This is a genomic window from Bacillus sp. PAMC28748, from assembly GCF_014250415.1.
In the GTDB taxonomy this organism is placed as follows: Bacteria; Bacillota; Bacilli; order Bacillales; family Bacillaceae; genus Bacillus; species Bacillus licheniformis.
On record NZ_CP060192.1, the window covers coordinates 2,772,371 to 2,798,406 of the forward strand.

At 45.8% G+C, this 26,036-nt stretch carries 20 protein-coding genes and 2 pseudogenes; 18 read left to right on the forward strand and 4 right to left on the reverse strand.

The genetic code is table 11. The annotated features are described in order from the left end of the window. Positions 1-114 precede the first annotated feature (114 nt). The 4 genes from H7F26_RS14295 (at position 115) to H7F26_RS14310 (ending at position 5,470) form a co-directional block, all read left to right on the forward strand. Positions 115-1,455 (forward strand): polysaccharide biosynthesis protein, encoded by a 1,341-nt coding sequence (locus tag H7F26_RS14295; protein ID WP_003181231.1) that lies wholly within the window; start codon positions 115-117, stop codon positions 1,453-1,455. Between the two features lie 64 nt (positions 1,456-1,519). Beyond that, entirely contained in the window at positions 1,520-2,011 is a 492-nt protein-coding gene (stoA, locus tag H7F26_RS14300) for an endospore biogenesis thiol-disulfide oxidoreductase StoA (RefSeq protein WP_009328600.1), read from the forward strand. Between the two features lie 254 nt (positions 2,012-2,265). Beyond that, positions 2,266-4,173 carry a heavy metal translocating P-type ATPase gene (locus H7F26_RS14305; protein ID WP_009328599.1) on the forward strand — a complete coding sequence of 636 codons (1,908 nt, stop codon included), beginning with the start codon at positions 2,266-2,268 and terminating at the stop codon, positions 4,171-4,173. Between the two features lie 202 nt (positions 4,174-4,375). Continuing rightward, entirely contained in the window at positions 4,376-5,470 is a 1,095-nt protein-coding gene (locus tag H7F26_RS14310) for a M24 family metallopeptidase (protein WP_003181235.1), read from the forward strand. 63 nt (positions 5,471-5,533) lie between these two features. On the opposite strand, the gene H7F26_RS22030 is transcribed toward H7F26_RS14310, so the two are convergent. Next, positions 5,534-5,668, reverse strand: a complete 135-nt coding sequence (locus H7F26_RS22030; protein WP_003181237.1) for a hypothetical protein — start codon at positions 5,666-5,668, stop codon at positions 5,534-5,536. A 491-nt stretch (positions 5,669-6,159) separates the two neighbouring features. On the opposite strand from H7F26_RS22030, the gene H7F26_RS14315 reads away from it, so the two are divergent. The 8 genes from H7F26_RS14315 (at position 6,160) to splB (ending at position 14,917) form a co-directional block, all read left to right on the forward strand. Next, complete coding sequence (locus tag H7F26_RS14315; protein WP_009328598.1) at positions 6,160-6,885, forward strand: NPP1 family protein; 726 nt, start codon at positions 6,160-6,162, stop codon at positions 6,883-6,885. Between the two features lie 224 nt (positions 6,886-7,109). Beyond that, positions 7,110-8,081, forward strand: a complete 972-nt coding sequence (locus H7F26_RS14320) for a LacI family DNA-binding transcriptional regulator (RefSeq protein WP_069500447.1) — start codon at positions 7,110-7,112, stop codon at positions 8,079-8,081. A gap of 132 nt (positions 8,082-8,213) precedes the next feature. Continuing rightward, entirely contained in the window at positions 8,214-9,059 is an 846-nt protein-coding gene (glcT, locus tag H7F26_RS14325; RefSeq protein WP_003181243.1) for a glucose PTS transporter transcription antiterminator GlcT, read from the forward strand. Positions 9,060-9,280: 221 nt separating this feature from the next. After that, positions 9,281-11,377: a glucose-specific PTS transporter subunit IIBC gene (ptsG, locus tag H7F26_RS14330; protein ID WP_003181245.1), complete on the forward strand. Its 2,097-nt coding sequence runs from the start codon at positions 9,281-9,283 to the stop codon at positions 11,375-11,377. Positions 11,378-11,477: 100 nt separating this feature from the next. Continuing rightward, positions 11,478-11,744: a phosphocarrier protein HPr gene (locus tag H7F26_RS14335; RefSeq protein WP_003181247.1), complete on the forward strand. Its 267-nt coding sequence runs from the start codon at positions 11,478-11,480 to the stop codon at positions 11,742-11,744. Then, positions 11,744-13,462, forward strand: a complete 1,719-nt coding sequence (ptsP, locus tag H7F26_RS14340) for a phosphoenolpyruvate--protein phosphotransferase (RefSeq protein ID WP_003181250.1) — start codon at positions 11,744-11,746, stop codon at positions 13,460-13,462. Before H7F26_RS14335 ends, ptsP begins: the two co-directional genes overlap by 1 nt. Before the next feature lie 119 nt (positions 13,463-13,581). After that, positions 13,582-13,815 (forward strand): transcriptional regulator SplA domain-containing protein, encoded by a 234-nt coding sequence (locus H7F26_RS14345; protein WP_025808421.1) that lies wholly within the window; start codon positions 13,582-13,584, stop codon positions 13,813-13,815. Positions 13,816-13,888: 73 nt separating this feature from the next. Next, the gene (splB, locus tag H7F26_RS14350) at positions 13,889-14,917 is read left to right on the forward strand and encodes a spore photoproduct lyase (RefSeq protein ID WP_069500449.1); all 1,029 of its coding nucleotides are present in this window, start codon (positions 13,889-13,891) and stop codon (positions 14,915-14,917) included. Between the two features lie 43 nt (positions 14,918-14,960). On the opposite strand, the gene H7F26_RS14355 is transcribed toward splB, so the two are convergent. Continuing rightward, entirely contained in the window at positions 14,961-15,629 is a 669-nt protein-coding gene (locus tag H7F26_RS14355) for a GNAT family N-acetyltransferase (RefSeq protein ID WP_069500450.1), read from the reverse strand. Positions 15,630-15,844: 215 nt separating this feature from the next. On the opposite strand from H7F26_RS14355, the pseudogene H7F26_RS22275 reads away from it, so the two are divergent. The 4 genes and pseudogenes from H7F26_RS22275 to H7F26_RS14370 form a co-directional block, all read left to right on the forward strand. Beyond that, positions 15,845-16,720: pseudogene (locus tag H7F26_RS22275) on the forward strand (cache domain-containing protein); the annotation flags it as partial. Positions 16,721-16,783: 63 nt separating this feature from the next. After that, positions 16,784-17,710, forward strand: coding sequence for a methyl-accepting chemotaxis protein (locus tag H7F26_RS22280; RefSeq protein WP_370539001.1), 927 nt, complete (start codon positions 16,784-16,786; stop codon positions 17,708-17,710). A 107-nt stretch (positions 17,711-17,817) separates the two neighbouring features. After that, a complete protein-coding gene (locus H7F26_RS14365; RefSeq protein ID WP_011197937.1) occupies positions 17,818-18,603 on the forward strand; it encodes an SDR family oxidoreductase in 786 nt (261 codons plus the stop codon). A gap of 13 nt (positions 18,604-18,616) precedes the next feature. Next, a complete protein-coding gene (locus tag H7F26_RS14370; protein WP_003181267.1) occupies positions 18,617-19,489 on the forward strand; it encodes an NAD(P)-dependent oxidoreductase in 873 nt (290 codons plus the stop codon). Between the two features lie 44 nt (positions 19,490-19,533). On the opposite strand, the gene H7F26_RS14375 is transcribed toward H7F26_RS14370, so the two are convergent. After that, complete coding sequence (locus tag H7F26_RS14375; RefSeq protein WP_009328594.1) at positions 19,534-20,256, reverse strand: CAP domain-containing protein; 723 nt, start codon at positions 20,254-20,256, stop codon at positions 19,534-19,536. Between the two features lie 347 nt (positions 20,257-20,603). Here H7F26_RS14375 and H7F26_RS14380 point away from each other — a divergent pair, with 347 nt between their 5' ends. Together H7F26_RS14380 and H7F26_RS14385 are read left to right on the forward strand one after the other, a co-directional pair. Continuing rightward, positions 20,604-22,712, forward strand: coding sequence for a peptidoglycan D,D-transpeptidase FtsI family protein (locus tag H7F26_RS14380; RefSeq protein ID WP_003181272.1), 2,109 nt, complete (start codon positions 20,604-20,606; stop codon positions 22,710-22,712). A gap of 160 nt (positions 22,713-22,872) precedes the next feature. Beyond that, the gene (locus H7F26_RS14385; RefSeq protein WP_003181274.1) at positions 22,873-24,684 is read left to right on the forward strand and encodes a PAS domain-containing protein; all 1,812 of its coding nucleotides are present in this window, start codon (positions 22,873-22,875) and stop codon (positions 24,682-24,684) included. Positions 24,685-24,704: 20 nt separating this feature from the next. Here H7F26_RS14385 and H7F26_RS14390 read toward each other — a convergent pair. Further along, positions 24,705-25,885, reverse strand: a pseudogene (locus H7F26_RS14390) (aminotransferase A); the annotation flags it as partial. Positions 25,886-26,036 lie beyond the last annotated feature (151 nt).

The following is a 26,036-nucleotide window of genomic DNA, read 5'->3' on the forward strand; positions in this document are numbered from 1 at the left end:
CAAGAAAAAATTTATTTTTGATACTTTATGAAAATCAATTTTCAATTAAAAAGAAAATAATTTTTAGACTTGTCTCATATGATGGGATAAACCCGTGAGACAAGGAGAGACCTCATGAACCGTTTTGTAAAAGGAATCGTTCTTCTTTCGCTAGCTGCTTTTTTTGCAGAATGTCTTGAATTCGTCATCAACATGATTCTTGCACGGGAGCTTGGCGAGCATGGCATGGGGCTCTACATGAGTGTTTTGCCTTCCATTTTTTTGGTCGTGGTGATTGCGAGCCTTGAGCTGCCCGTATCAATATCGAAGTTTATCGCCGAGTCCAACCCGAAGCTGCACGAAAGCATGCTGAAACATGCATTGCGGATGACTGCGGTCTGCACGGTTTTCTCCACGGCAGCCGCAGTGATCATTCTTCCATTTATTCCGGTTTTTGATTCTTACCACCCTCTAATCAGAGGACTTGTGATCGGGATGATTCCTACGGTTGCATTCACATCGATCGCGAGAGGCTACTTCATGGGCGTTCAGCAAATGGGTAAAATCGCAACGGCGAATGCCTTGAAAAAAATCTTTCAGCTCATCGGCTTGTTTTTATTTTTTCAATGGTATTCCTTTGAATTGGATACTTCTCTTCTCATTTCATTGTTTGTCCTCGTTGCAAGTGAAGTGGTCGTGTTTGTTTATTTGTTTTCGCAGTTTGTTTTGGTCAGGCGTGCCGCTCAAAAAGGGCAGCAGATCCACTTGCGGAGAAACGATGTTTTAAAACGCCTGCTCACTGTTTCGATCCCGACGACGGGGCTGCGCGTGTTTCATGCTGTGACAAATGCCGTCGAACCTTTTTTGGTGAAGGGGACGCTGCTTGCCGCTGGCGTATCAAGAACATCGGCCATCGACCAGTTCGGCATGCTTTCGGGAGTTGCGATGACAATCGGCTTTTTTCCGGCTTTTATCGCCCATTCACTGATGGTCGTCATGATCCCGAGCATTTCTGAAAGCTACGCTTACGGGCAATACGAAAGAGTGATCAAACGGATTAAACAGGCGATCTTTATTACGCTGTTTTACGGCATACCGTCCGTCATGGTGATGTATCACTTTGCAGAGCCGCTGACCCATTTATTTTTCGATTCGGTCAAGGCGTCGTTTTACCTTAAAATGTTGTGGCCGTATTTTTTATTCCACTTTTTTGCGATGCCTTTTCAGGCCTGTTTAATCGGAATGGGGTTGGCCAAAGATGCTTTTTATCATAACGTTTGGGCCAGTGTCTTATCGTTTTTGATGATGTATGTTCTCGGGTCCATGCAGACTTTGCAGATGACGGGGATCATTCTTGCGATGAATACCGGTATGATTTTGCTGACGGCGCTGCATTATGTGACGATTTGCAAGGAGCTGGGCGTCACGCTTTTTTTGACAAACAAATCCCGATCTCCGAGAATTGAAAGCCGCTGATGGATCCTCTTCATAGTTTTAGCTTTTGCGGGGAAGCTAATATTAAAAAAGAAGGGGAGTTCCCATGCGAAGAATCAGTCTCATTTACCCGCTCATCCTGCTGTTTTTTACCGGGTTATTCGTATTTCAGCCGCAGGCATCTGCAAAACAAGCTTCGCCGGCAGTCATGCAGATGAACACGGTCGAAGGTCAGCGCGTCGTCATTCCCGCCGAAGGCCAGAAGACGATCGTTCATTTTTGGACGACCTGGTGCCCGCCATGCCGTGAAGAGCTTCCGCGATTCCAATCCTACTATGAAAGCAAGCAATCCGGCGTCAAGCTCGTGACCGTTAATTTACTGAATGCCGAAAAGAACGAACAGAAGGTAAAACAGTTTATTAAAGCAAACAAGCTGACATTTCCGATCGTTTTTGACAAAAAGGGTGAGATGATGAAAGCATATAAAGTCATGACAATTCCTACGACTTTTTTCTTTAATGAAAAAGGAGAGCTGGAGAAAACGTTTGTCGGCCCCATTACTGTAGAACAGATGAAGGAATGGGCAGGGAAAAGCTGAGCCGGGAGTTCAGCTTTTTTTAAAATGTAAATGATAATTAATATCATAAAGAAATTATAATAATTATTATTTGAAAACGTAGGATGTCGTGCTATAATGAGAAATAGAAAAGGGTGTGTCCAATGGACAAGTAGCAGTCATACCCTTTATATAAATAAAATACTTAATGTTTATGCTGCCGATGAGGCGGCAATTTGTTTTTTAAGAAGGAAATTGACGATGAATTACATTCTCAATTAGGGAGGATATTGGAGATGCAATTAGAGATCGGGAAGCAATCGCAGCAAAACCGTCACACGTTGCAATTTGAAAATTGGAGGCAGCACGGGGAATTGATAGCTGCGCTTTTGTCGGGTTTGTTGATTCTTGCAGGCTGGCTGTTGTCCGGCAATGAAACATTGTCCGTTGTTCTGTTTATTTTAGCTTTTTGTATCGGCGGCTTTGCTAAAGCGAAAGAAGGTATACAAGAAACGCTGTCGGAAAAAACGCTGAATGTTGAACTCTTGATGATTTTTGCGGCGGTCGGGTCTGCGCTGATCGGCTACTGGGCTGAAGGGGCCGTGTTAATTTTTATCTTTTCTCTCAGCGGAGCGCTTGAAACGTATACATTAAATAAAAGCAAACGCGATTTGACTTCACTGATGAAATTGGAGCCGGAGGAAGCCGTTTTGCTTGAAAAAGAAGGAACAAGAACCGTGGCGGCAGCCGATCTTCAGGCGGGCGACCTCATTCTTGTGAAGCCTGGAGAACGCATTGCGGCAGACGGAGAAATCGAAACCGGAAAAACGAGTATCGACGAATCGGCTCTAACGGGCGAATCCATCCCAGCCGAAAAAACACTCGGAGACGCGGTTTTTGCGGGTACGGTCAATTTGAGCGGATCGCTCACGGTCCGTGTCACAAAGGCAAATGAAGATTCGTTGTTCAAAAAGATCATTCGGCTCGTTGAGTCTGCGCAAAACAGCGTTTCACCGTCGCAGGCGTTCATTGAGCGATTTGAAAATATTTACGTTAAAGGGGTTTTGCTTGCTGTCGGACTGCTGCTCTTTCTGCCGCATTTTTTGCTTGGCTGGAGCTGGAGCGAGACATTTTACAGAGCGATGGTGTTCATGGTCGTCGCTTCGCCGTGCGCCCTTGTCGCTTCAATCATGCCTGCCGCGCTGTCGCTGATATCAAATGGCGCAAGAAACGGCCTGCTTGTCAAAGGCAGCGTCTTTCTTGAAAAGCTTGGCAACAGCAAAATCGTTGCATTGGATAAAACGGGAACGATTACGAACGGAAAGCCCGGCGTGGAGGATATGCTTTTAGCTGCAGATATCGAGGAGCGCGAATGCTTGGAGGCTGCTGCTGCGATTGAGAAGCAGTCAGGCCATCCGCTTGCCAAAGCGATTGTCGAGTATGCAGAAGCAAAAGGCATCAAGCCGGCCGCGAATGTGTCGATTGAGGAGACGTCAGGGTTTGGCGTTCAGGCTCGATACAATGGAGAGACATGGCTGATCGGCAAAGCCGGATTTGTCGGGGAAGAGGCAGCCGGGCAATTTCTCACGGCGGCTGTTCAGGAGCTTGCCAAGCAGGGAAAAACAATTGTGTTCATGAAAAAAGGCGAAAAAATCGCGGGGTGTTTTGCATTAAAAGACCAAATCAGACCGGAAGCAAAAGCGGTGGTCGAAGAGCTGAACGCGCTTGGCGTTCAGACGGCGATGCTGACAGGGGACCAGCCTGAAACCGCAGCGGCCATCGCACGAGAAGCGGGCTTGAAAATCGTCGTTTCAGAATGCCTTCCTGACAGAAAAGTAGAGGAAGCGAAAAAGCTGAAAAAAACATACGGAACAATCGTTATGGTGGGAGACGGAATCAATGATGCACCGGCCCTAGCCGCCGCTGATGTGGGGATCGCAATGGGGGGAGGAACAGATGTCGCACTGGAAACGGCTGACGTCGTTTTAATGAAAAACGAATTGACAGGACTGACCAAAATGATTCGGCTCTCCCGGAAAATGAATACGATCATTAAACAAAACGTCATTTTCTCGCTTGCTGTGATCTGTCTTTTAATCTGCAGCAACTTTCTTCAAATTCTTGATCTGCCGCTCGGTGTCATCGGGCATGAAGGCAGCACGCTGCTTGTGATTTTAAACGGTCTCAGACTGCTGAAATCCTAAGCAAAGAAACGGCTGCATGCTAACGGCAGCCGTTTTTCACATCAGAGGGCAGTTTGAGGAAGAGGCGGCAATAATAGAAGCGGGCGGCACCCCCACAATACATAAGCGGTGAGCAAGAGACGGGAAAAACTGATACAATGGATGTGATGCTTTTACATTTTACATGTATGGTACGGAAACTGTCTCAAGGAGTGAACAGAGCATGGAAAGAATTGAACAAATCTCTTCCTGGCTGAAAGAAAAAAACATATCTTCGGCTTTTATTCATTCAAAAGAAAACGTATTTTATCTTACCGGCTTTTATACAGAACCGCATGAACGGCTGATGGGCGTTTTTATTTTTCAAGATGAAGAGCCGTTTTTTGTTTGTCCGCAAATGGAGGCCGGTCAGGCGAGAGCAGCCGGCTGGGCGTATGAGATCATCGGATACGGGGATCATCAAAACCCTTGGGAACTCATATCCTCAGCGCTTCAAAAGCGAAACGGCCAATGTTTAAAAGTGGCGGTTGAAAAAGAAACGCTTGCTCTTTCGCGCGCCGAAATGCTGCAGGCGGTCACAAACGGTGCGGAGCTTGTCTCTGCAGAAGAAAGGCTGAACCAAATCCGCGTCATCAAAGACGAAAAAGAAATCAGCATCCTCCGCGAAGCGGCCAAGCTTGCCGATTACGGGGTCGAAGCAGGAGCCGCCGCATTAAAAGAGGGGATAGCGGAAATCGATGTCGTCGCTAAAATCGAGTATGAGCTGAAGAAAAAAGGAGTCCAGGGGATGTCGTTTTCCACAATGGTCCTTTTTGGAGAAAAATCGGGACAGCCGCACGGAAACCCCGGCAGCCGGACGCTCAAGCCGGGCGATTTCGTCCTCTTTGATTTAGGTGTAATCATTGACGGATACTGCTCTGATATTACAAGGACGCTCGTGTATCAAAATGTGAGCGAAAAACAAAAAGAAATATATAATACGGTGCTTCAAGCCGAAACGGAGGCGCTTAAGATGAGCAAACCCGGTGTGAGAATCGGCGATCTTGATTTAAAAGCGCGCGGCATCATCGAAAAAGCGGGCTACGGCGATTACTTTCCGCACCGCCTCGGGCACGGGCTCGGGATTTCGCCTCATGAATACCCGTCCATGAGCCATAATAATGACGAACTTTTGAAACAAGGCATGGTATACACGATTGAACCCGGCATCTATGTGCCGGAAATCGGAGGCGTTCGCATCGAGGATGATGTACTTGTTACAGCCGATGGAGCAGAAGCGCTGACAAAGTATCCAAAAGAGCTGACTGTCATTTCATAAAAAATGGAACCCGCCGTGCGCGGGTTCTATTTTATTACGGAAGTGAATCTTTTCATCTCACCGTCAATCCTTTGAAATGAAGAAATCGTCAAAGGAACGGAATGGTTTGATTTCGTGTTTTTCTTTGAGGGGTTTCATCGCTGCTTTTGAAGACAGCACGATAACGATACATAATAGGATCAGAATGAAGATGCCCATTTTCCTTCTCCTTTCTGGAATGTAAACGTGTTCAGCACCGGTGCTGTCTTCATTCTAAATTATGAAACGCTTTCCATATCAAGCCCTAAATCAATAAAAGAAACTTCTGATGCCAAAGGGTTCTGGAATATTTTGACCATCGCTTGAGTTTATTGGGGCTGCATGCTGCCAAAAAAGTCCTGTGATGATCGTTTGATGAATGAATCTATGACGCCTTTTTGCTTTTGTTTTGGTGATTTAGTTTGATCAAAAGATAATCGGATTGCATCATTATTCTCATGTGAAAAATTTGTATACTTAGCTCAGAAGAAAGGGGGGATTACACGGGAAAAACACTGATAAATTACTGTTTTAGACAAAATCTTTTCATCTCGCATCCAGATATTTCAGTCTCCGCAACGATTGCGGAATCACCCATAAAACAAATAAGCATTAAGGATTTTTCTAATGATTTGAAGCCATCCATTACCTCTGAAAGGAAGCTAGAAAGAGTGAAAAAATTAGGGTTTGTACTGTTTATGTCGATGTTTGCTTTTGTCAGTGTAGTACCGGCAGCTGAGGCGAAAGTCATTGATCATGACAAAGTGCAAGGCTTCAGCGAAGTGACCCCTGTGACGGTTTCCCAAAAAGCGGCCAAACGTTTTCAGCCTTATTTGAAGGTTGCGAGCGGCTGCGTGCCTTTTCCGGCAGTTGACGCACAAGGCAACACAAGCGGAGGTCTGGAGCCTACCGGAGCGCCCGAAGGCCACTGCAGCAAAAGCGTGGGACAAGTGTACTCACGATCCGCATGGTATAATGGAGTTTGGGCGATTATGTATGCATGGTATTTTCCTAAAGATTCACCTCTGCCTTTAAAAGCATTCGGCCATCGACATGATTGGGAAGGTATCGTCGTATGGATCGACAATCCGGCAAATCAAAATCCAAAAGTGCTTTCCATCGCTTATTCTCAACACGGTAAATTTCAAAAAACAGCGCCAAACAACAATATTATGGAAGGCGATCATCCGAAGATCCGCTATGATGCTCCTCAACCGCCGATCAACCACAGCCTATATGTGGACAGTGCAAAGGGCGGCACCCAGCCTCTCATCGGGTGGGAAGATTTGACGCCTGCCGCAAGAAACGCATTGAACACAACGGATTTCGGAAGCGCAAACGTTCCTTTCAATGATCACAATTTCACGAATAACCTAGGAAAAGCATGGTTTAGATAAAAAATATTTCGAGTATCCGGCTGATTGTGAAATATTTTCATATCAGCCGATTTTTTTCGCCGCCTTGTACCTCCTCCGAAATCTTCTTCGCTGTTTTCTTCATATCAATAGAATCCCGAAAAAATGGCCAAAAGGATCAAAATCTATGGCTCAAAGCGATATAATTTCTTTATGATGAAATGATCCGGATGTGCGAAAAGATTTGAATGAAAGAAGGGAAACGAATGGCAAATATCAGGGAAATAGCTGAAGCGGCAGGGGTTTCCATCACGACTGTTTCGAGGGTTCTCAACGGCCACCCGTATGTCAAAGAAGAAAAGCGTCAAATAGTTCTTGAGACGATTGAACGCCTCGAATATGCAAGGAATATGCATGCCGTTCATTTATCCAAAGGCTTTTCCAACATGATAGGCGTTGTGCTGCCGACCATCAGCCTTCCTTATTTCGGCGAGCTGCTGGAAGGAATCGCTGAAGAAGCTGCGAAGGAAGGCGTTCACTTTTCGCTTTACCAAACAAATTATCAATTGGAAAAAGAAATTTTTGCATTGGAGCAGCTGAAACAAAGACAGGTGGACGGCCTGATTTTCTGTTCAAAAGCGATGTCCGATGAAGCGCTTTTGGACTGGCGTGAAACCGGCCCGTTCATCCTGTGCCAGGACTCAGGCGAGCAGCACTTTGCAACGGTCAGCATTCCGCATAAAGAAGCATTCAGACTTGGATTGGATTTTTTAATTGAAAAAGGGCACACAAAAATCGCGATTGGTTTGGCAAGGAAAAACGGCATGAACAGCCATTTTCGCCTCAAGGCATACAAGGAAGCTTTGGCCGCGATCGGGGAGCCTTACCGGGAAGAGTGGGTATTTGAGCGGTCGCTGACAATTACCGACGGGCAAAAACTGTTCTCCGAATGGAAAGGGATGGAGGAGAAGCCGACGGCTGTTTTTGTCGCAAACGACCAAGTATCAGCCGGTATTTTTCTTGAAGCGCAGCGGCATCAAGTGGATATTCCCGGAAGCCTCGCTATTTTAAGCTGTGACAACCAGCCGATCAGCGAAGTGCTCGGCATTTCAACAATTGAAATCAATATAAAGGAAATGGGGAAGCGCGCGTTTCGCCTTCTGCAAAAAAGAATCGGCGGCGCCGGGCCGGAAAAACTGACTGTTCCTTACAAGCTGATCAAAAGGGCGACTGTGTAATCAAAACATCAATCTTTTTCCAGACAGTGATCAAAATTCGACATTTTTCATCAAAAACGTCAAAATAAATTGACGCGCTTTCATGAGTTTTGTACGATATGAGAGATTGATGACAAAAAGGAGCTGAGGATCGTGAACAGATCCTTTACCGTTGAAAAGGTACTCAACAACAACGTTTTAATCGCTCTCCATGATGATTACAGAGAAGTTGTCTTGATTGGCAAAGGAATCGGTTTTGGTAAAAAGCGCGGAGATCTTATCGAACATGAGAACTACGAAAAAATGTTTATCCTGGAAAATGATAAGGAACAATCGCAGTATAAGAAGCTCCTCACTTATGTCGATGAAAAAATGGTTGATATCGCCAATGATGTCATCTACCATATCGCGCAAAAAATCGGCCAGCCGCTGAACGAACACATTCATGTCGCCCTGACGGACCATATCGCATTTGCAGTTAAGCGTCTAGAAAAGGGATTTGATATGAAAAATCCGTTTTTGCTTGAGACGGAATCGCTTTATCCGAAGGAATACGAAGTCGCCAAGGAAGCCGTCGATATGATTAATGAAAAATCCGACATTCAGCTGCCTGAAGGTGAAATCGGGTTCATCGCGCTTCATATCCACAGTGCGATGACAAACCGCCCGCTTTCTGAAGTCAATCAGCATTCACAACTGATCTCCAGGCTTGTCCAGGTCATCGAAGATTCATTCCAGATGCAAGTCAACAGGGAAAGCGTGAACTATTTGCGGCTGATCAGGCACTTGCGCTTTACGATTGACAGGATAAAACGGGACGAGCCGATTCAGGAACCGGAAAAATTAATGTTGTTGTTGAAAACGGAATATCCGCTGTGTTACAATACTGCTTGGAAGATGATCAAGATCTTGCAGCAAGCGCTCAAGAAACCGGTTCATGAGGCAGAAGCCGTTTATTTGACATTGCATTTGTACCGTTTGACTAATAAAATTTCATAACGCCTTTATAACGTGTTACTGATTCGATCAGGCATGAGTGAAAAAAGGGAGAAATGAAGACGCTGTCTTTTGTTTCTTAGTGTACCCGCTTTCACCATGCCTTTTTTGTCGTTCTAAAGGCGAAATGTAAACGGTTTATTTAGATGAAAAAGCAGTCTTTTGAACGAAGTTGTCATGAATTTTTGCTGTAAGGTCAAACTATTCTTAGAGGGGGTTAAAAAATGTTTAAATCGCTATTTGGCGTTCTGCAAAAAATTGGACGAGCGCTGATGCTTCCTGTTGCCATCCTGCCGGCTGCAGGGATTCTGCTCGCGCTTGGTAATGCCATGCAAAATCCGCAGATGACAAAAGTCGCACCATTCTTAACGAACAGCACCGTTCAGCTTGTTGCGAAAGTGATGGAAAGTTCAGGTGACGTTGTGTTCACCAACTTGGCGCTCCTTTTCGCTGTCGGGGTTGCCATCGGTTTGGCTAACGGCGACGGCGTTGCCGGAATCGCTGCTATTATCGGATATCTTGTTATGAATGTCACGATGAGTGCAGTGCTCCTTCAAAACGGTTCAATTCCAAGCGATGCAGTTGAAAGAGCACAGTTCTTTACTCAAAACCATCCGGAATACACGACAATGCTCGGGATACCGACATTGGCAACGGGAGTATTCGGGGGTATTATTGTCGGTGTCCTGGCCGCAGCCATGTACAATCGATTCTACACAATCGAGCTTCCGCAATATTTAGGATTCTTTGCCGGAAAGCGCTTTGTTCCGATTATTACATCTATTTGTGCATTGCTGCTGGGACTTGTTATGCTGTTTATCTGGCCGCCAATTCAAGGCGCACTGAACAGCTTTTCAACGAACCTGCTTGCAGCCAATGAAGCGGTCGCAGCTCTCATCTTCGGAATGATTGAGCGGGCTCTGATTCCGTTCGGTCTGCACCATATTTTCTACTCGCCGTTCTGGTATGAGTTCTTCAGCTATACGAACCAGGCGGGAGAAATTGTCCGCGGTGACCAAAGAATTTTCATGGCGCAAATCAAAGACGGCGTCGAATTGACAGCGGGTACATTTATGACCGGTAAGTATCCGTTCATGATGTTCGGTCTTCCTGCGGCAGCGCTTGCCATTTATCATGAAGCAAAACCGCAGAACAAAAAGCTTGTTGCCGGTATTATGGGGTCAGCAGCCTTAACATCATTCTTAACAGGGATCACTGAGCCGATCGAATTCTCATTCCTGTTCGTCGCACCGATTCTGTTTGCGATTCACTGTGTGTTTGCCGGCCTGTCATTCATGATGATGGACATCTTGAATGTTAAGATCGGGATGACGTTCTCCGGCGGTTTGATCGACTACTTCCTGTTCGGAATTCTGCCGAACCGTACAGCTTGGTGGCTTGTCATTCCTGTCGGTTTAGTCCTGGCTGTCATCTACTACTTCGGATTCAGATTTGCCATCCGCAAGTTCAACTTGAAAACGCCTGGACGCGAAGATGCAGCTGCAGAACCCGCTGATGAAGGCAAAGAAGCAGCAGGAGATCTTCCTTATCAAATTCTTGAAGCGATGGGTGACCAGGAAAATATCAAGCACCTTGACGCTTGTATCACAAGACTTCGCGTAACAGTCAACGATCAGAAGAAAGTTGACAAAGAGCGCTTGAAAAAACTCGGCGCTTCCGGCGTGCTGGAAGTCGGCAATAACATCCAAGCGATATTCGGACCAAGATCCGACAATTTAAAATCACAAATGCAAGACATTATGTCAGGCCGGACGCCTCGTCCTGAAAAAGCGCCGAACGCTGCCGAGGAAGTGGAGCAGCAAATCGAAGAAGCTATGGTTGAGCCTCTTCAAAACGAATCAGGTGAAGAAGTATTCGTTTCACCGCTTGCGGGTGAACTTCATCCGATTGCAGATGTTCCGGACCAAGTATTCTCCGGAAAAATGATGGGTGACGGATTTGCGATTCTTCCTGCAGAAGGCACAGTTGTGTCACCTGTAAGAGGGAAAGTGCTGAACGTGTTCCCGACAAAGCATGCGATCGGTCTGCAGTCTGACGGCGGCAGAGAAATTCTGATCCACTTTGGAATCGACACAGTCAGTCTGAAAGGAGAAGGCTTCACTTCATTTGTTTCTGAAGGTGACAGGGTTGAGCCTGGCCAGAAACTGCTTGAAGTCGACATTGAAAAAGTGAAGGACAATGTACCTTCCCTGATGACGCCGATCGTGTTCACGAACCTTCAAGAAGGAGAAAGCGTGAGCTTGCAGGCAGAAGGCAATGTCAGCCTGACACAGGACGACATCGTCCGCATCGAAAAATAAATTCACAAAATGGCCGTACTTGTCAGATGACATGTACGGCTGTATGATATAATATTGTGAATGTACTCAAAGCTTTAAATTAAAAGGAGATTGATAAAAAATGGCACAAAAAACGTTTAAAGTAACTGCAGATTCTGGAATCCACGCTCGTCCAGCGACTGTTCTTGTACAAACAGCAAGCAAATATGATGCAGATATTAATTTGGAATATAACGGAAAAACAGTAAACCTTAAATCTATTATGGGCGTTATGTCACTAGGTATTGCCAAAGGTGCTGAAATCACGATTTCTGCTTCCGGCGCTGATGAAAATGATGCTCTTTCCGCACTTGAAGAAACAATGAAAAGCGAAGGTTTAGGCGAATAATGCTTGAATTAAAAGGAATAGGCGCTTCAGCCGGTATTGCGATTGCAAAAGCATATCGGCTTGAGGAGCCTGATCTAACGGTTGAAAAGAAAAACATCTCTGATTCTGATGCGGAAGTAAATCGTTTTGAAGACGCCATCGAGCGTTCTAAGAAAGAGCTTGAAACCATTAAAAACCATGCTTTGAAAGAGCTTGGCGAAGATAAAGCGGAAATCTTTTCTGCACATTTGTTAGTATTAAGCGATCCTGAACTGTTAAACCCGATTAAAGACAAAATCAAATCTGATTCTGTCAATGCGGAATTCGCTTTAAAAGAAACGGCCGACATGTTCGTCACCATGTTCGAGTCGATGGACAATGAATATATGAAAGAACGCGCCGCGGACATCCGCGATGTCACCAAGCGTGTCACAGGGCATCTTCTCGGCGTTGAGATTCCGAATCCGAGCCTGATTTCCGAAGAAGTCATCATCGTGGCCGAAGACTTGACACCGTCTGATACAGCGCAATTAAACCGCAACTTTGTAAAAGGGTTTACAACAGATATCGGCGGACGGACGTCCCACTCTGCCATCATGGCGCGCTCGCTTGAAATTCCGGCCGTTGTCGGCACAAAAGCGGCAACGAAAGGCATCCAAAACGGCGTAACAGTTATCGTTGACGGCATCAATGGCGATGTCATCGTTGATCCTTCCCAGGAAACAATCAGCGAATACGAAGAAAAGCATCAAGCCTTCCTGGCGCAAAAAGCCGAATGGGCAAAGCTTGTCAACGAACCGACTGTAACGAGCGACGGCCATCACGTGGAACTTGCCGCTAATATCGGTACACCTGATGATGTAAAAGGCGTTCTGGAAAATGGAGGAGAAGCAGTCGGCCTTTACCGAACTGAGTTCCTTTACATGGGCAGAGACCAGCTTCCGACAGAAGAGGAGCAATTTGATGCCTATAAAACCGTTCTTGAGCGTATGGAAGGCAAATCCGTTGTCGTTCGTACTCTTGATATCGGCGGAGACAAAGAGCTTCCATATTTAGAACTGCCAAAAGAAATGAATCCTTTCTTAGGATACAGAGCGATCCGTCTTTGCCTTGATGAGCAAGAGATTTTCAGAACGCAGCTTCGTGCGCTGCTTCGGGCAAGTACATATGGAAACTTAAAAATTATGTTCCCTATGATCGCGACTGTAAACGAATTTAAAGCAGCGAAAGCGATTCTTTTAGAAGAAAAAGAAAAGCTGAAAGCTGAAGGCCAACAAGTTTCCGACGACATTGAAGTCGGTATGATGGTTGAAATCCCTTCAACAGCGGTCATCGCTGATCAATTTGCTAAAGAAGTCGATTTCTTCAGCATCGGAACGAATGACCTGATTCAATACACGATGGCTGCTGACCGGATGAATGAGCGGGTATCTTATCTTTACCAGCCATACAATCCTGCGATTCTCCGCCTGATCACGCTTGTCATTGAAGCGGCTCATAAAGAAGGAAAATGGGTCGGCATGTGCGGCGAAATGGCGGGAGATGAAATTGCGATCCCGATCCTGCTGGGTCTTGGATTGGACGAGTTCTCAATGAGTGCGACGTCAATCCTGCCGGCAAGAACGCAAATCAGCAAGCTTTCTAAAAAAGAGACAGAATCGTTCAAAGAGCAAATTCTGTCTATGAGCACAACAGAAGAGGTTGTACAATTCGTAAAAGAAACCTTCAACCTGGCATAAGCAATTGAAAATCCGGACCGGCATCACCAATGCCCGTCCGGGTTTTTTGTTTATCTGAATGATCCCGGCTGCGGCGGAGATAATACATGTGACCAATTGTTAGAAAGGGGGATTCTGATATGCCTAGGCAGCCATTCAAACCGGGAGATGAGGTGTATGTCATTTACCGGAATCCGCATGCAGCGAATGTGGCGCATATAAAGGAAGCTGAAGTCGTTGATCATCCGCTTCACGAAGGCGAACTGGCATTGTTTATGTATGATACATATCACGCCTTTGCCGAAGATGATGCCGTTTTTTCTTCATATGAAGAGGCGGAACGGCTTTACCGTGAATTATTTGACGGGATATGAAGACATTACCGGTATATCACATCCTCTAAATGCAAAAAGTAATGGAAATATGCAAAGGATGTGTCTGTTTCCAATGGTAAAACCGTTTGTTCCCCAACTCGTCTATATTGAACCGAGAGCCCTGGAATATCCGCTTGGAAAAGAGCTGAGGGATAAATTTTCAAACATGGGACTTGAGATCAGGGAAACAACTTCACACAACCAGGTGAGGAATATCCCGGGGGAAGGCCACCTGCAAAAATACAGAAATGCGAAATCCACTTTGGTGATCGGCGTCAGAAAAACATTGAAGTTCGATTCGTCAAAACCGTCCGCAGAATACGCGATCCCGTTTGCAACAGGGTGTATGGGTCACTGTCATTACTGCTACCTGCAAACGACAATGGGCAGCAAGCCGTATATCAGAACGTACGTCAATGTGGAGGAAATACTTGAGCAGGCGGATCAATATATAAAAGAAAGGGCTCCCGAAGATACGCGGTTTGAAGCTTCCTGCACATCCGATATCGTCGGAATTGACCATTTGACACATACGTTAAAACGCGCCATTGAGCATTTCGGTCAAACCGACCATGGTAAGCTGCGTTTCGTGACAAAATTTCATCATGTCGACCATTTGCTCGATGCCAAGCACAACGGAAAAACGCGCTTCCGCTTCAGCGTGAATGCCGACTATGTCATTAAAAGCTTTGAACCCGGCACATCCCCGTTGGATAAACGGATCGAAGCCGCCGTGAAAGTAGCGGAAGCGGGCTATCCGCTCGGTTTTATCATCGCTCCGATTTATATTCATGACGGCTGGCAGGAAGGCTACAGAGTGCTGCTGGAAAAGCTCGATCGTGCGCTGCCGCAGCATGCGAGGCGCGACATCACCTTTGAAATGATCCAGCATAGATTCACGAAGCCGGCAAAGAGAGTCATTGAAAAAAACTATCCAAAGACAAAGCTCGAACTGGATGAAGAAAAACGGCGCTATAAATGGGGCAGATACGGGATTGGCAAATACATTTATCAGAAGGATGAAGAAGCAGAGCTTCGCAGCGCCCTTGAATCGTATATCGACAACTATTTTCCCGAAGCAAAAATCGAATATTTCACATAGCAGAGCTTTAGTTGAAAAAGCTCTGTTTTTTGTTTTGAAAACATTATGTTAAAAAAGGATTTTTCCACTCCATTAACACCGCATAATCAAGCGATTCCTCATCTTCAATGTAGCCGGGAATCACACAAACTGGAGAGCGTCCGCAATGAAGCAGGAACGAGAGCACTGGATCGCGCTTTTCCCCGTCCAATACAGCTTGAACATACTGTTCGGGCGTCATTTCTTCAGCCGACTTGTGATAATGGGGAATCCGTCCGCCGCCAATGAGACGCTTGAGCCCTTTAAAGACCGTCAGTTCATACATGGATTGCATCAGCCGCATTCCGATGCCGAGTTTTCGATAGTCGGGGGACACGGAAATATCGACGACATAAAGGGAGTTTCCATCGTTTTGATGTGTGCCGATATACCCGTTGTCCGTCACTTCAACCCAGCTGTGGTGCGGATGATGCGGATCAAAATCAGCCATGAGCGCTGTCATCGAACCGATGATGCGGCCTTCGGAAACTGCGCAAAGCGCTCCATCGGGAAATCGTTCAATATGGGAATGGAGCTGCTCTTCATTCCACAGAAGGTCTTCCGGAAACGGAGGCGGAAAGCATTCTCTTTGGAGAGCAATCAAACCGGGAATATCTTTTTTGCTGTAATTGCGGATGTCCACCTGCTGATAAGAAGTGCCGTTATCGACGTAAAACTGTTTATAGATCGCCAATCACTCCTTTTGCTATTTCCTTCATTATACCGTTATTTTAACAGGCTATCTTAATTTTGCGAAATTTTTGCCGATAAAAAGAATATGAAGGTGCATGTAAAGGAGGGTTTCATTTGTTTAAAAAACTGCATGTCAAAATTGCCGGATTTGTTGCCGTCCTGCTGGTTTTGACGGTTATCGTCCTACAGTTCTCGACAACACATTTGTTGAAATCGATGCTTGAAGATGAGGCAAAAGAATCAACGTCCAGCCTCCTCGGTTCAATTAAAAGAAATATTGAGCTTCAATTAGAACACTACGAGATTTCTTTGAATCGTATAAGTGATGGAGAAATGGCTCACTCATTCTTAAAAGACGGGGATAATAAAATTATAAAAATCGTCAATGATGAATTAAAACAATTAAAAGAAAAAAATGAGTATGTCAATTTAGCTTATATCGGCACAAAAAAGAAGGAAATGTTTACATTTCCGAAAACGACCTTTGATGATGATTATAATCCGGCTGAAAGGCCATGGTATACGTCAGCTGCAAAAACACCCGACAAAGTCGTTTGGACGGAACCTTACAAAGATGCGGTTTCCGGAGATATGACAGTTACTGCGGCAAAAGCCATCGTCGTCAATAATAAAGTTGAAGGCGTTGTCAGTATAGACTTGTCATTGAATTCATTGAACAAAATTATCGAAAATCAAAAGATGCCTTATGACGGCTACGCATTTATTTTGGACCAAAACGGGACAATGCTCGCCCACCCGTCAAAACAGGGCGACGATATATCGAATGATAAAACATATCGGGACATCCCGTCATCAAAAAACGGAATCAAAGTAGGCAAAGATACTGTGATCGCTTATCAGACTGTCGGCGGTACGGGCTGGAAAGTCGGTACGCAGTTCGACACGGCGAAGCTGATGTGGGTCGCGCAGGAAATGAACAAAATGGTCATTATCGTTTCAATCATTGCTCTGGCAGCGGCGATCATTTTAAGCTATTTCCTTGCCAAAACGATCACAGGCCCGATTAAGCAGCTGATTGCCAAAACAAAAGCAGTCGCTGGCGGCGATTTGACGGTCCAAACAGCAGCTGCCTCAAAAGATGAAATCGGTATATTGACAAAAGACTTTAACAAGATGGTCGAACATATGAAAGAAATGATTGTGCAAGTCAGATCATCGTCCGGAAAAGTATCGGATACGACCGATCAATTAAGCGCTGTTTCAGAAGAGACGGTTTCTGCGAGCGATGAAATCGCCAAAGCAATCGAAGAAGTGGCGACAGGCGCGACTGAACAGGCGGCTGAGGTCGAAAATGTCAATGAACAATCCGAACGGCTGTCTGTCAAAATTAAAGAAATCGAACATCATGCCGACAGCATCAAGAAACTTTCGAGAACATCAGAAGAAGCAAGCTATACAGGAATCGATGCCCTCGGGCAGCTGCTTGCAAAGTCAAATGAAGCAAACTCGGAGACAAAGAAAGTGGAACATATGCTATTCCAGCTTGAAGAAAAAACGAAAAACATTGAAGACGTTGTTACAGCCATCTCGGCGATCTCTGATCAGACAAACCTGCTTGCTCTGAACGCCAGCATTGAAGCGGCCCGTGCCGGAGAAAGCGGACGCGGTTTTGCGGTAGTTGCAGAAGAGGTGAGAAAGCTTGCTGAACAATCGGCGGTTTCTTCACAGCACATCAGTGAAACGGTCAAACAGATTCAGATGGAAACGAAAGAAGCCGTTTCAGCGATGACAGAAGCAAGCAAGATGAATGAAGAGCAAAATGGAATGATTCACGAAACAGGTGAAGCGCTCAGCAAAATTACTGCTGAAATGCAGGCGCTCGTCAACTCAATTGACCACATTTATTCTGAAATCTCGGATATGAGCGGAGAGCAGCAAAAAATGTCCGATTCGATTCAGAGCATTTCAGCCATTTCCCAGCAGTCTGCCGCGGCTGCGGAAGAGGTCAGCGCTTCGGCCAACGAGCAGCTGACAGCGCTGGAAAGCATCGCAAAATCGGCTGAAGCGCTGAGCGAGGCCAACCAAGAATTATTAAATGCGATCAATAAGTTTAACGTGTAATAAAGAGGTCCCTCTTGTTGAAAGAGGGACTTCTCCTTTTTCAACATTCACAATCCCAATTTTCAGAATATACGTGTTACACTATAAGAAGGAAGGGAGTGATCATTGTGGACTTAAAGATGAATGGCAAAACAGCGCTTGTGGCTGCAAGCAGCAAAGGACTTGGCAATGCGATCGCCAAAGCCATTGCGAAAGAAGGGGCAAATGTCATGCTGTCCGGGAGACACGAAGCGGACTTGAAAAAAGCCGCGGAAGAGCTGAACGGACTCGGCGGCGGCACCGTCTCTTATCAAGTATGCGATCTTGCAGACGCCGACGGGATCAAAGCGCTCGTTCAAAAGACCGCTGACACATTTGGAACGATCGATATGCTTGTCAACAATGTCGGAGGACCGAAGGGCGGCAGCCTGCTTGATCTGACAGACGATGACTGGACCTCATCATTTGAATTGCATCTGCTCAGCTATGTCCGTTTAATCCGCGAAGCTTTTCCATATCTCAAAAAGGATGGGGGACGCATCGTTAATATCGCTTCATCATCAGTCAAACAGCCGATTCCGGGCTTGCTGCTTTCCAACACGTTTCGAATGGGAATCGTCGGTCTGACAAAATCGATTGCCGAAGAGTTGGCCGAACACCGCATTTTGATCAACACGCTCGCCCCCGGAAGAATCGCGACGGACCGCGTGGCAGAGCTTGATCGGCTGAAAGCCGAGAAAACAGGCCTTTCCGAGCAGCAGGTGAAAGAAAGCTATGAGAAAGAAATTCCGCTCGGCTCCTACGGAAAACCTGACGACTTTGCACAGTATGCAAGCTTTCTTTTATCAGAGTGCAATACATATATGACTGGACAAACGCTGCTGATCGACGGCGGAATGGTAAAAGCAATTTAAGGGGGATGAGACCATGAAAAAAACGGTCGGATTTATCGGACTCGGTGTAATGGGAAACAGCATGGCCTCGCACATTTTAGCCGCGGGCTATCCCGTCAGCGCCTATACGAGAACGAAACACAAAGCGGACAGCCTCGTGGAAAAAGGGGCGGAATGGAAATCATCCGTCAAAGCACTGGCGCAGTCGTCTGATGTGATCATCACAATGGTCGGCTACCCAAAAGACGTTGAAGAGGTTTACTTTGGAAGCGAAGGCATTATTGAAAATGCCAAAAAAGGTTCCTACCTTATCGATATGACGACTTCCAAACCTTCGCTTGCCAAACAAATCGAGACTGCCGCAAAAGAGAAAGGACTTTACGCTTTGGATGCTCCGGTTTCAGGCGGGGACGTCGGCGCGAGGAACGGCACGCTCGCTATCATGGTCGGAGGAGAACGGAAAGCTTATGATGAATGCTACCCGCTCTTTTCGATCATGGGTGAAAACATCCAGTATCAGGGGCCGGCCGGAAGCGGCCAGCATACGAAAATGTGCAACCAGATTGCGATTGCCGCAGGGATGATCGGCGTCGCAGAAGCGATGGCCTACGCCGAAAAATCCGGACTCGATCCCGACAACGTGCTGAAAAGCATTACGACCGGCGCTGCGGGAAGCTGGTCGCTCTCAAATCTAGCGCCTAGAATGCTGAAAGGCGACTTTGAACCGGGTTTTTACGTCAAACACTTTGTTAAAGACATGGGCATCGCGCTTGAAGAGGCGGAGCTGATGGGCGAGAAAATGCCGGGGCTCGAGCTTGCGAAAAGCCTTTACGACACCCTTGTTGAAAAAGGCGAAGAAAACAGCGGCACCCAAAGTCTGTACAAGCTTTGGACAGAATACAAATAACGAAAAAAACCACTTGCTGCATGCAAGTGGTTTTTTGCTGGTTCTTATTTTCCGATGAACTGCTGAGTCCAGTAGTTGCCGTCCTTCACATATCCGACACCGATATGCGTGAAGTTAGGATTCATAATGTTTTTTCTGTGGCCTTCACTGTTCATCCAAGCTTTGACGACTTCTTGAGGCGTTTTTTGGCCTTTTGCGATGTTTTCTCCGGCAGTGCGGTATGTGATGCCGAATTTCTTCATCATGTCAAATGGAGAACCGTAAGTCGGGCTGTTGTGATCAAAATAGTTGTTATCTTTCATATCTTGAGATTTCGTGCGGGCAACCTTGCTCAGTTTTTCATCCAATGTAAGAGGTTTTAGCCCTTGTTTCTTTCTTTCTGCATTCGTCAGTTCAACAACTTCTTTTTCATACGCGCTTACAGAAGAAGATGCAGGCGCTGTATTTTGCTTTTGCTGTGAAGTCTGCTCTTTTGAAGCCGCAGGCTTTGAAGCTTTAGGAGCAGAAGCCTTCGGTGCAGAAGCTTTAGGCTGTTGAGTTGCTTGTTTCATATAAGAATGAAGCAGGGACTGAATTTTTTCTTGGTCAGCTTTAGAAAGCTGGTTCATGTTTTGGATATTCAGTTTGCCCGCGAGATCAGTTACATTTATGGAATGAACGGTTTTGACTTGTACTTGCTGCTGCTCTTTAGCGTCTGCGTGCTGAACGCCGCTGAATGTGAAGAGCGTTGCTGCAGCTGCTGCTGATAAAAGAAAAGCTTTTTTCATAAACAGTAATCCTCCTAAATGTTGTAGTAGTTGTTGTTTCGTACACTAGAATCATAACATGGCTTTTTTGAAATAATAGATCCATATATTCCCTTTGACAAGGTATTATTGTTAATTTTGACATAAAAAAAGAAAAACCCTTTGCTGCCAATATGCAACCAGATCGTTCTTTTACACGTCTTGTCATAAACGTGGTAAAATTTAAATTTGTTAGTTAAATTTTAATATAAAAAGAGATTGACAGCTTTTTTGAAAACTTTAGATTGTAACAACCATTACAAAAGTGTTACAATATATCTCAGTTAATTAATGTAAAATTGAATATTGTGAGAGGAGAGAGAGTTTCAGTGACAGAATCTCAACATGATCCGGCTGAAATCAAAAAGAGCAGGCGTTCGCGTTTATGGCGGATCAACCTGTACTTCTTTGCGGTGTTCACTTTGTTCGCTGCGCTGATTGTCAAGCTGGGCCTCGTGCAAATCGTCAATGGAGAGGCGTATGAGCAGGAAGCTTCGAAAACCGAGGCGAAAATTGCGTCATACCCGGCACCGCGGGGTAAAATGTATGACAGATACGGGCGGGTGGTTGTCGACAACCAAAGCGTTCCCGCGATCACATATACGATGATGACTAGCACAAAAACGGAGGAAAAAATCAGCACAGCCAAAAAACTCGCAGAATTGATCGATATCGATACTTCGTTTCTGAAAGAGAGAGATCTGAAAGATTACTGGCTTGCCAGACACCCGAAAAAAGCTGCTGCACTTCTGAAAGACAGCGAGAAAACCCTCAAGTCTGATCAAACATACAAGCTTCAGGTGGACCGCGTTCCGGCGGAAGAGATCAAAGCGCTGGAAAAGGACAAAGATGAGCTTAAAGTCGCAGCGATTTTCAGAAGATTTTCTGGCGGCTATGCGTATGAGCCGCAAATCGTCAAGGCGATGAGCCCGAAAACCGCGGGGAAAAACGATGCGCAGCTCCTTGATGAGAAGGCTTCTAAACAGATGCCGGCCAACGATTTGACGTATGAGGAAGTCTCACGCGTTTCCGAGCATCTTGAGGAACTGCCCGGCGTCGACGTCATCATGGACTGGACCAGGAAATATCCTTATGAAAAAACGCTCTACTCCATTTTCGGAGGCGTCACAACGCCTGAACAAGGGCTTATCAAGGACCGGGAAGACTTTTACCTGACAAGGGGATATGCCCGGAATGACAGAGTGGGAAAAAGCTATCTCGAGTATCAATATGAAGAATATTTAAATCCGAAAAAAGCGAAAGTCCAATATACCGAAAACCGTTCAGGAAAGGTTATCAGCCAGGAAACGGTTGATGAAGGAAGACGCGGCTACGATCTGCAGCTGACGTTCGACATGGAGCTCCAAAAGAAAGTCGAAGAGGCTATCGAAGAGGAGCTTAATAAATTCCGCGGCTCAAACTACATGCTGGACAGAGCGTTCGTCGTCATGATGGACCCGAATAACGGAGACATTCTGTCCATGGCCGGAAAGCGGATCGTCGACGGCAAAATCACCGACTATGCAATCGGCGCGTTTACAACCCAGTACGAAATGGGATCGGCGGTCAAAGGCGCGACCGTGCTTGCCGGCTATCAGGACGGCATGCCGCATGGGCAGAGTTATTTAGACCAAGAGCTGAGCTTCGCAGGGGGAGTTAAAAAAGGTTCCTACAGAGGAAACACTATCGGTTGGGCTAATGAAGTTAGAGCGCTGGAAAAAAGTTCAAACGTTTATATGTTCTATGTGGCAATGAGAATGGCAGGAATTACGTATGTACCGAACGGCCCGCTTCCGGCGAACCTAGAGGACTTAAAGAAAATGAGGTATTACTTCAATCAATTTGGCCTTGGGGTAAAAACAGGCATCGACTTGCCGCAGGAGTCGGCCGGGATGCAGACAAACCCAAAAATAGTCGGGGGTCTCCTCCTCGATGAAGCGATCGGCCAGTTTGACACGTACACGCCTTTGCAGCTCGCCCAATATGTTTCAACGATCGCCAACGGCGGATACAGGTTGCAGCCGAGAGTCGTGAAAAGCATTCACCAGCCAGAAAGCGAAAAACTCGGTCCGGTCATTGAAGAGCGCTCTGCCAATGTGCTGAATCGTATCAACAATTCTCAAAGCGACATCGCCATCGTCAAGCAAGGATTTAAACGAGTAACCCAGACGGGAACTGCAGCCGGCGCATTCGGTTCGCTTGACGTATCAGGCAAAACCGGAACGGCGCAGACGCAATACTACGGCACAAACCGAAACTGGTGGGGGACTAGGACTTACAATATCACCTTTGCCGGCTATTACCCGTCGGAAAATCCGCAGGTCGCCTTCAGCGTTGTCGTCCCGAATGTCGACGACAAAACGAAGATGAACAAAAACATCGCCGCCAAAATCGTCAAAGCCTATGTCGATCTGCAAAAAAAATACAGCAAAGATTAGACAAAAAAGAACACGGATTTTTTCCGGGTTCTTTTTTTGTTATCAAAATTTGACGAATGCTAGAAGTTTTGAAGGAGATTTCTCGCATTTTAGCGAATCCTTTTAAGCAAAATAGTTTTAATGAATGCTGGTCATGAATAGGGTATAAAGGAGGGATATGATGGAACAAAAAACAAAACGTTTTGAGCAATATAAGCCTCATATGAATTTACAGGCAGTCCTGTCAGCTAACGGCCGTTTTATATACATATCTGCAAATTGCAAAGAGCTCTTAAGCTACGAGCAGAATGAACTGATCGGTACGTATTTGAAGGACTATTTACACGAAGACGATCTTTTTCTGGTAGAAAGCTATTTTTACAATGAGCATCATTTGCTGCCCTGCACCTTCAGATTTGTGAAAAAAGACTACACGATGATCTGGATCGAAGCATCGATCGATTTCGTGACGACCCATGTTGGAGAAAAAGAACGCGAAATTGTACTCAAAATGAAAGTGTTTGAAGACCGTCCCTCTAAGAAAAGCAGCTCCATAAAAGAGGAAGACGCTCCGGAAGAAGCCTCCAGGCTGCCGGCAAAAGAGGAATTCGAAGCCATGATCGAAGGCTTGCCAAACCCTCTGTGCATCAGCGTTCAAGGGGAAATAGTCTACGTAAATGACGCCATGGTCAACCTGCTCGGAGCCGAGCATAAACGGCAAATTATCGGAAAGTATTCCTACGATTTTATCGAGAAAGAGTACCATGACATCGTCAAAAACCGCATTAAGCGGATGCAGCAGGGACTTGATGTCGGAATGATCGAGCAAACGTGGCATAAGCTCGACGGCACGCAGATTCACCTCGAAGTCAAGGCGGCGCCGACCATTTATCAAAACCAGAAAGCGGAGCTGCTTCTTCTCATTGACATTTCATCGAGAAAAAAATTTCAGACCATTTTGCAAAAAAGCAGGGAGCGATATCAGCTCTTGATTCAAAACTCAATCGATACGATAGCCGTGATTCATAAAGGAAGATGGGTCTTTATGAATGAATCGGGCATTCGTCTGTTTGAAGCAAAGACGTATGAGGATTTAATCGGCAAAGATATTTACGAACACCTGCACCCATGCGATCACGAAGATGTCAAAGCGAGGCTGAAACGGATCACAGACCGCCAATCCGAATCTGAAATCATAAAACAGACGTGGTATACATTTGAAAAAAGGCTCATCTATACAGAAATGGTTTGCATCCCTACGACATTTTTCGGGGAAACGGCGGTTCAGGTGATTTTAAGGGACATTTCTGAACGCAAGCAGACCGAAGAGCTGATGGTCCGTTCGGAAAAGCTGTCGATTGCCGGACAGCTTGCAGCCGGGATCGCCCATGAAATCCGCAATCCGCTCACCGCGATCAAAGGGTTTTTGCAGCTGATGAAGCCGACAATGGAAGAAAATGAACATTATTTTAATATTATCTTTTCCGAGTTAAGCAGAATCGAATTGATCTTGAGCGAGCTTCTCATGCTGGCAAAGCCGCAGCAAAACGCATTGAAAGAAAAGCTTGATCTGATCAGGCTGATCCGCGAAGTGACGGCGCTTTTAGAAACGCAGGCCAACTTAAACGGCATTTTGATCAATACGATCCTCACAGACGACAAAATTTACATTAAAGGGGATCAAAATCAATTAAAGCAAGTGTTTATCAACCTAATCAAAAACGCCGTCGAATCCATGCCAAACGGCGGGACGGTTCATTTGACGGTCAGAGAAACCGACGATTCGGTCGTCGTCGAGGTGGAGGACGAAGGAGAAGGGATACCTGAACATGTCCTGAAGCGGATCGGCGAGCCGTTTTTGACGACGAAGGAAAAAGGAACAGGCCTCGGTTTGATGGTCACCTTCAATATCATCGAAAATCACAACGGAACCATCGAAGTCGACAGCAAAGCAGAAAAAGGCACGACATTTAAGATTCTATTTCCAAAATAAAATAAAAAAACAACGGCGTAAAAGCCGTTGTTTACGTAGTCTGTATCGATTGCCTCTTATTGAAAACAAAGGACTCCAGCCGGTCAAGACCTTCCCTTAGCGTATCAGGAGAATATGCGTAAGAGATCCTCACATAGCCTTCCCCGTATTCAGAAAACGAGCTGCCCGGCACGATCGCAAGCCCCTCTTCTTCAAGAAGCGACATGCAGAAGTCAAAGGAAGACATTCCAAACGATTTGATGGACGGGAAAATGTAGAATGCTCCCGACGGTTTAATCACATCGAGGCCCATCGTCACAAGTCTGTCGTACACGTAGTCCAGCCGTTTTTTATACTGCTCGCGCATGATCAGAGCGTCATCAAACCCGTTAGTGACGGCTTCCAGAGCAGCTTTTTGAGAAATCGATGAAGCGCAAGATACGTTGTATTGATGGACTTTTAAAATATGCTTTGCGATTTCCTTCGGTGCGAACAAAAACCCGATTCTCCAGCCCGTCATGCTGTGGGATTTGGAAAGCCCGCCGATGACGATCGTCTGGTCCCTTAGCACAGTTGCGATCGAGTGGTGCGGTCTGTCAAAAGTGAGTTCGCTGTATATTTCATCTGAGAGCACAAAGACGTTTCGGCCTTTTAAAAGGGAGGCGATGTCCTTCAGCTCTTCTTCGGACAGCGTCATTCCCGTCGGATTCGACGGATATGGAAGAACAACACATTTTGTCTTCGGCGTCAGCGCTTCCTCGATCAATTTTGCTGTCAGCTTAAAGCCGTGGGACGTGGTGTCAATGATCAATGGAGACGCTCCGCACATTTTGATGATCGGCTCATAGCCGGGGTATACCGGCCCCGGAAGAATGACTTCATCGCCCGGAGATAAAATCGTGCGGAATGCCGAATCGATAGCCTGGCTGGCGCCTGTTGTCACAATAATCTCGCTTTCCGCTTCATAATTTAAATCGGCTTTTTTCTTCATATAAAGCTGTACAGCCTGCCTCAGCTCAGGATATCCGGCGTTGTGAGTGTAGGATGTTTGATTCTCATCTATCGCTTTTTTGGCGGCCTGTTTGACATGGTGGGGGGTGAAGAAATCAGGCTGGCCGATTGTTAAAGAGATTACGTTTTCGTACTGGGATACAAGGTTTGAGAACTTGCGGATCCCTGAGATTTCGATTTCTTTTACATTTGGATTAAGCAAATGTTCCATTTAGCATCACCTTAAAAATGTTATGGTTTATCTTATTTTACCATCATCAGACCAATTGTCATCTTTTAATCAATCAATTTTATAAAAACTCGTAACAAGTATATGCGAAACGATGCAAGGTATGCGGACATGCGGACGGCGGCAGATAGAA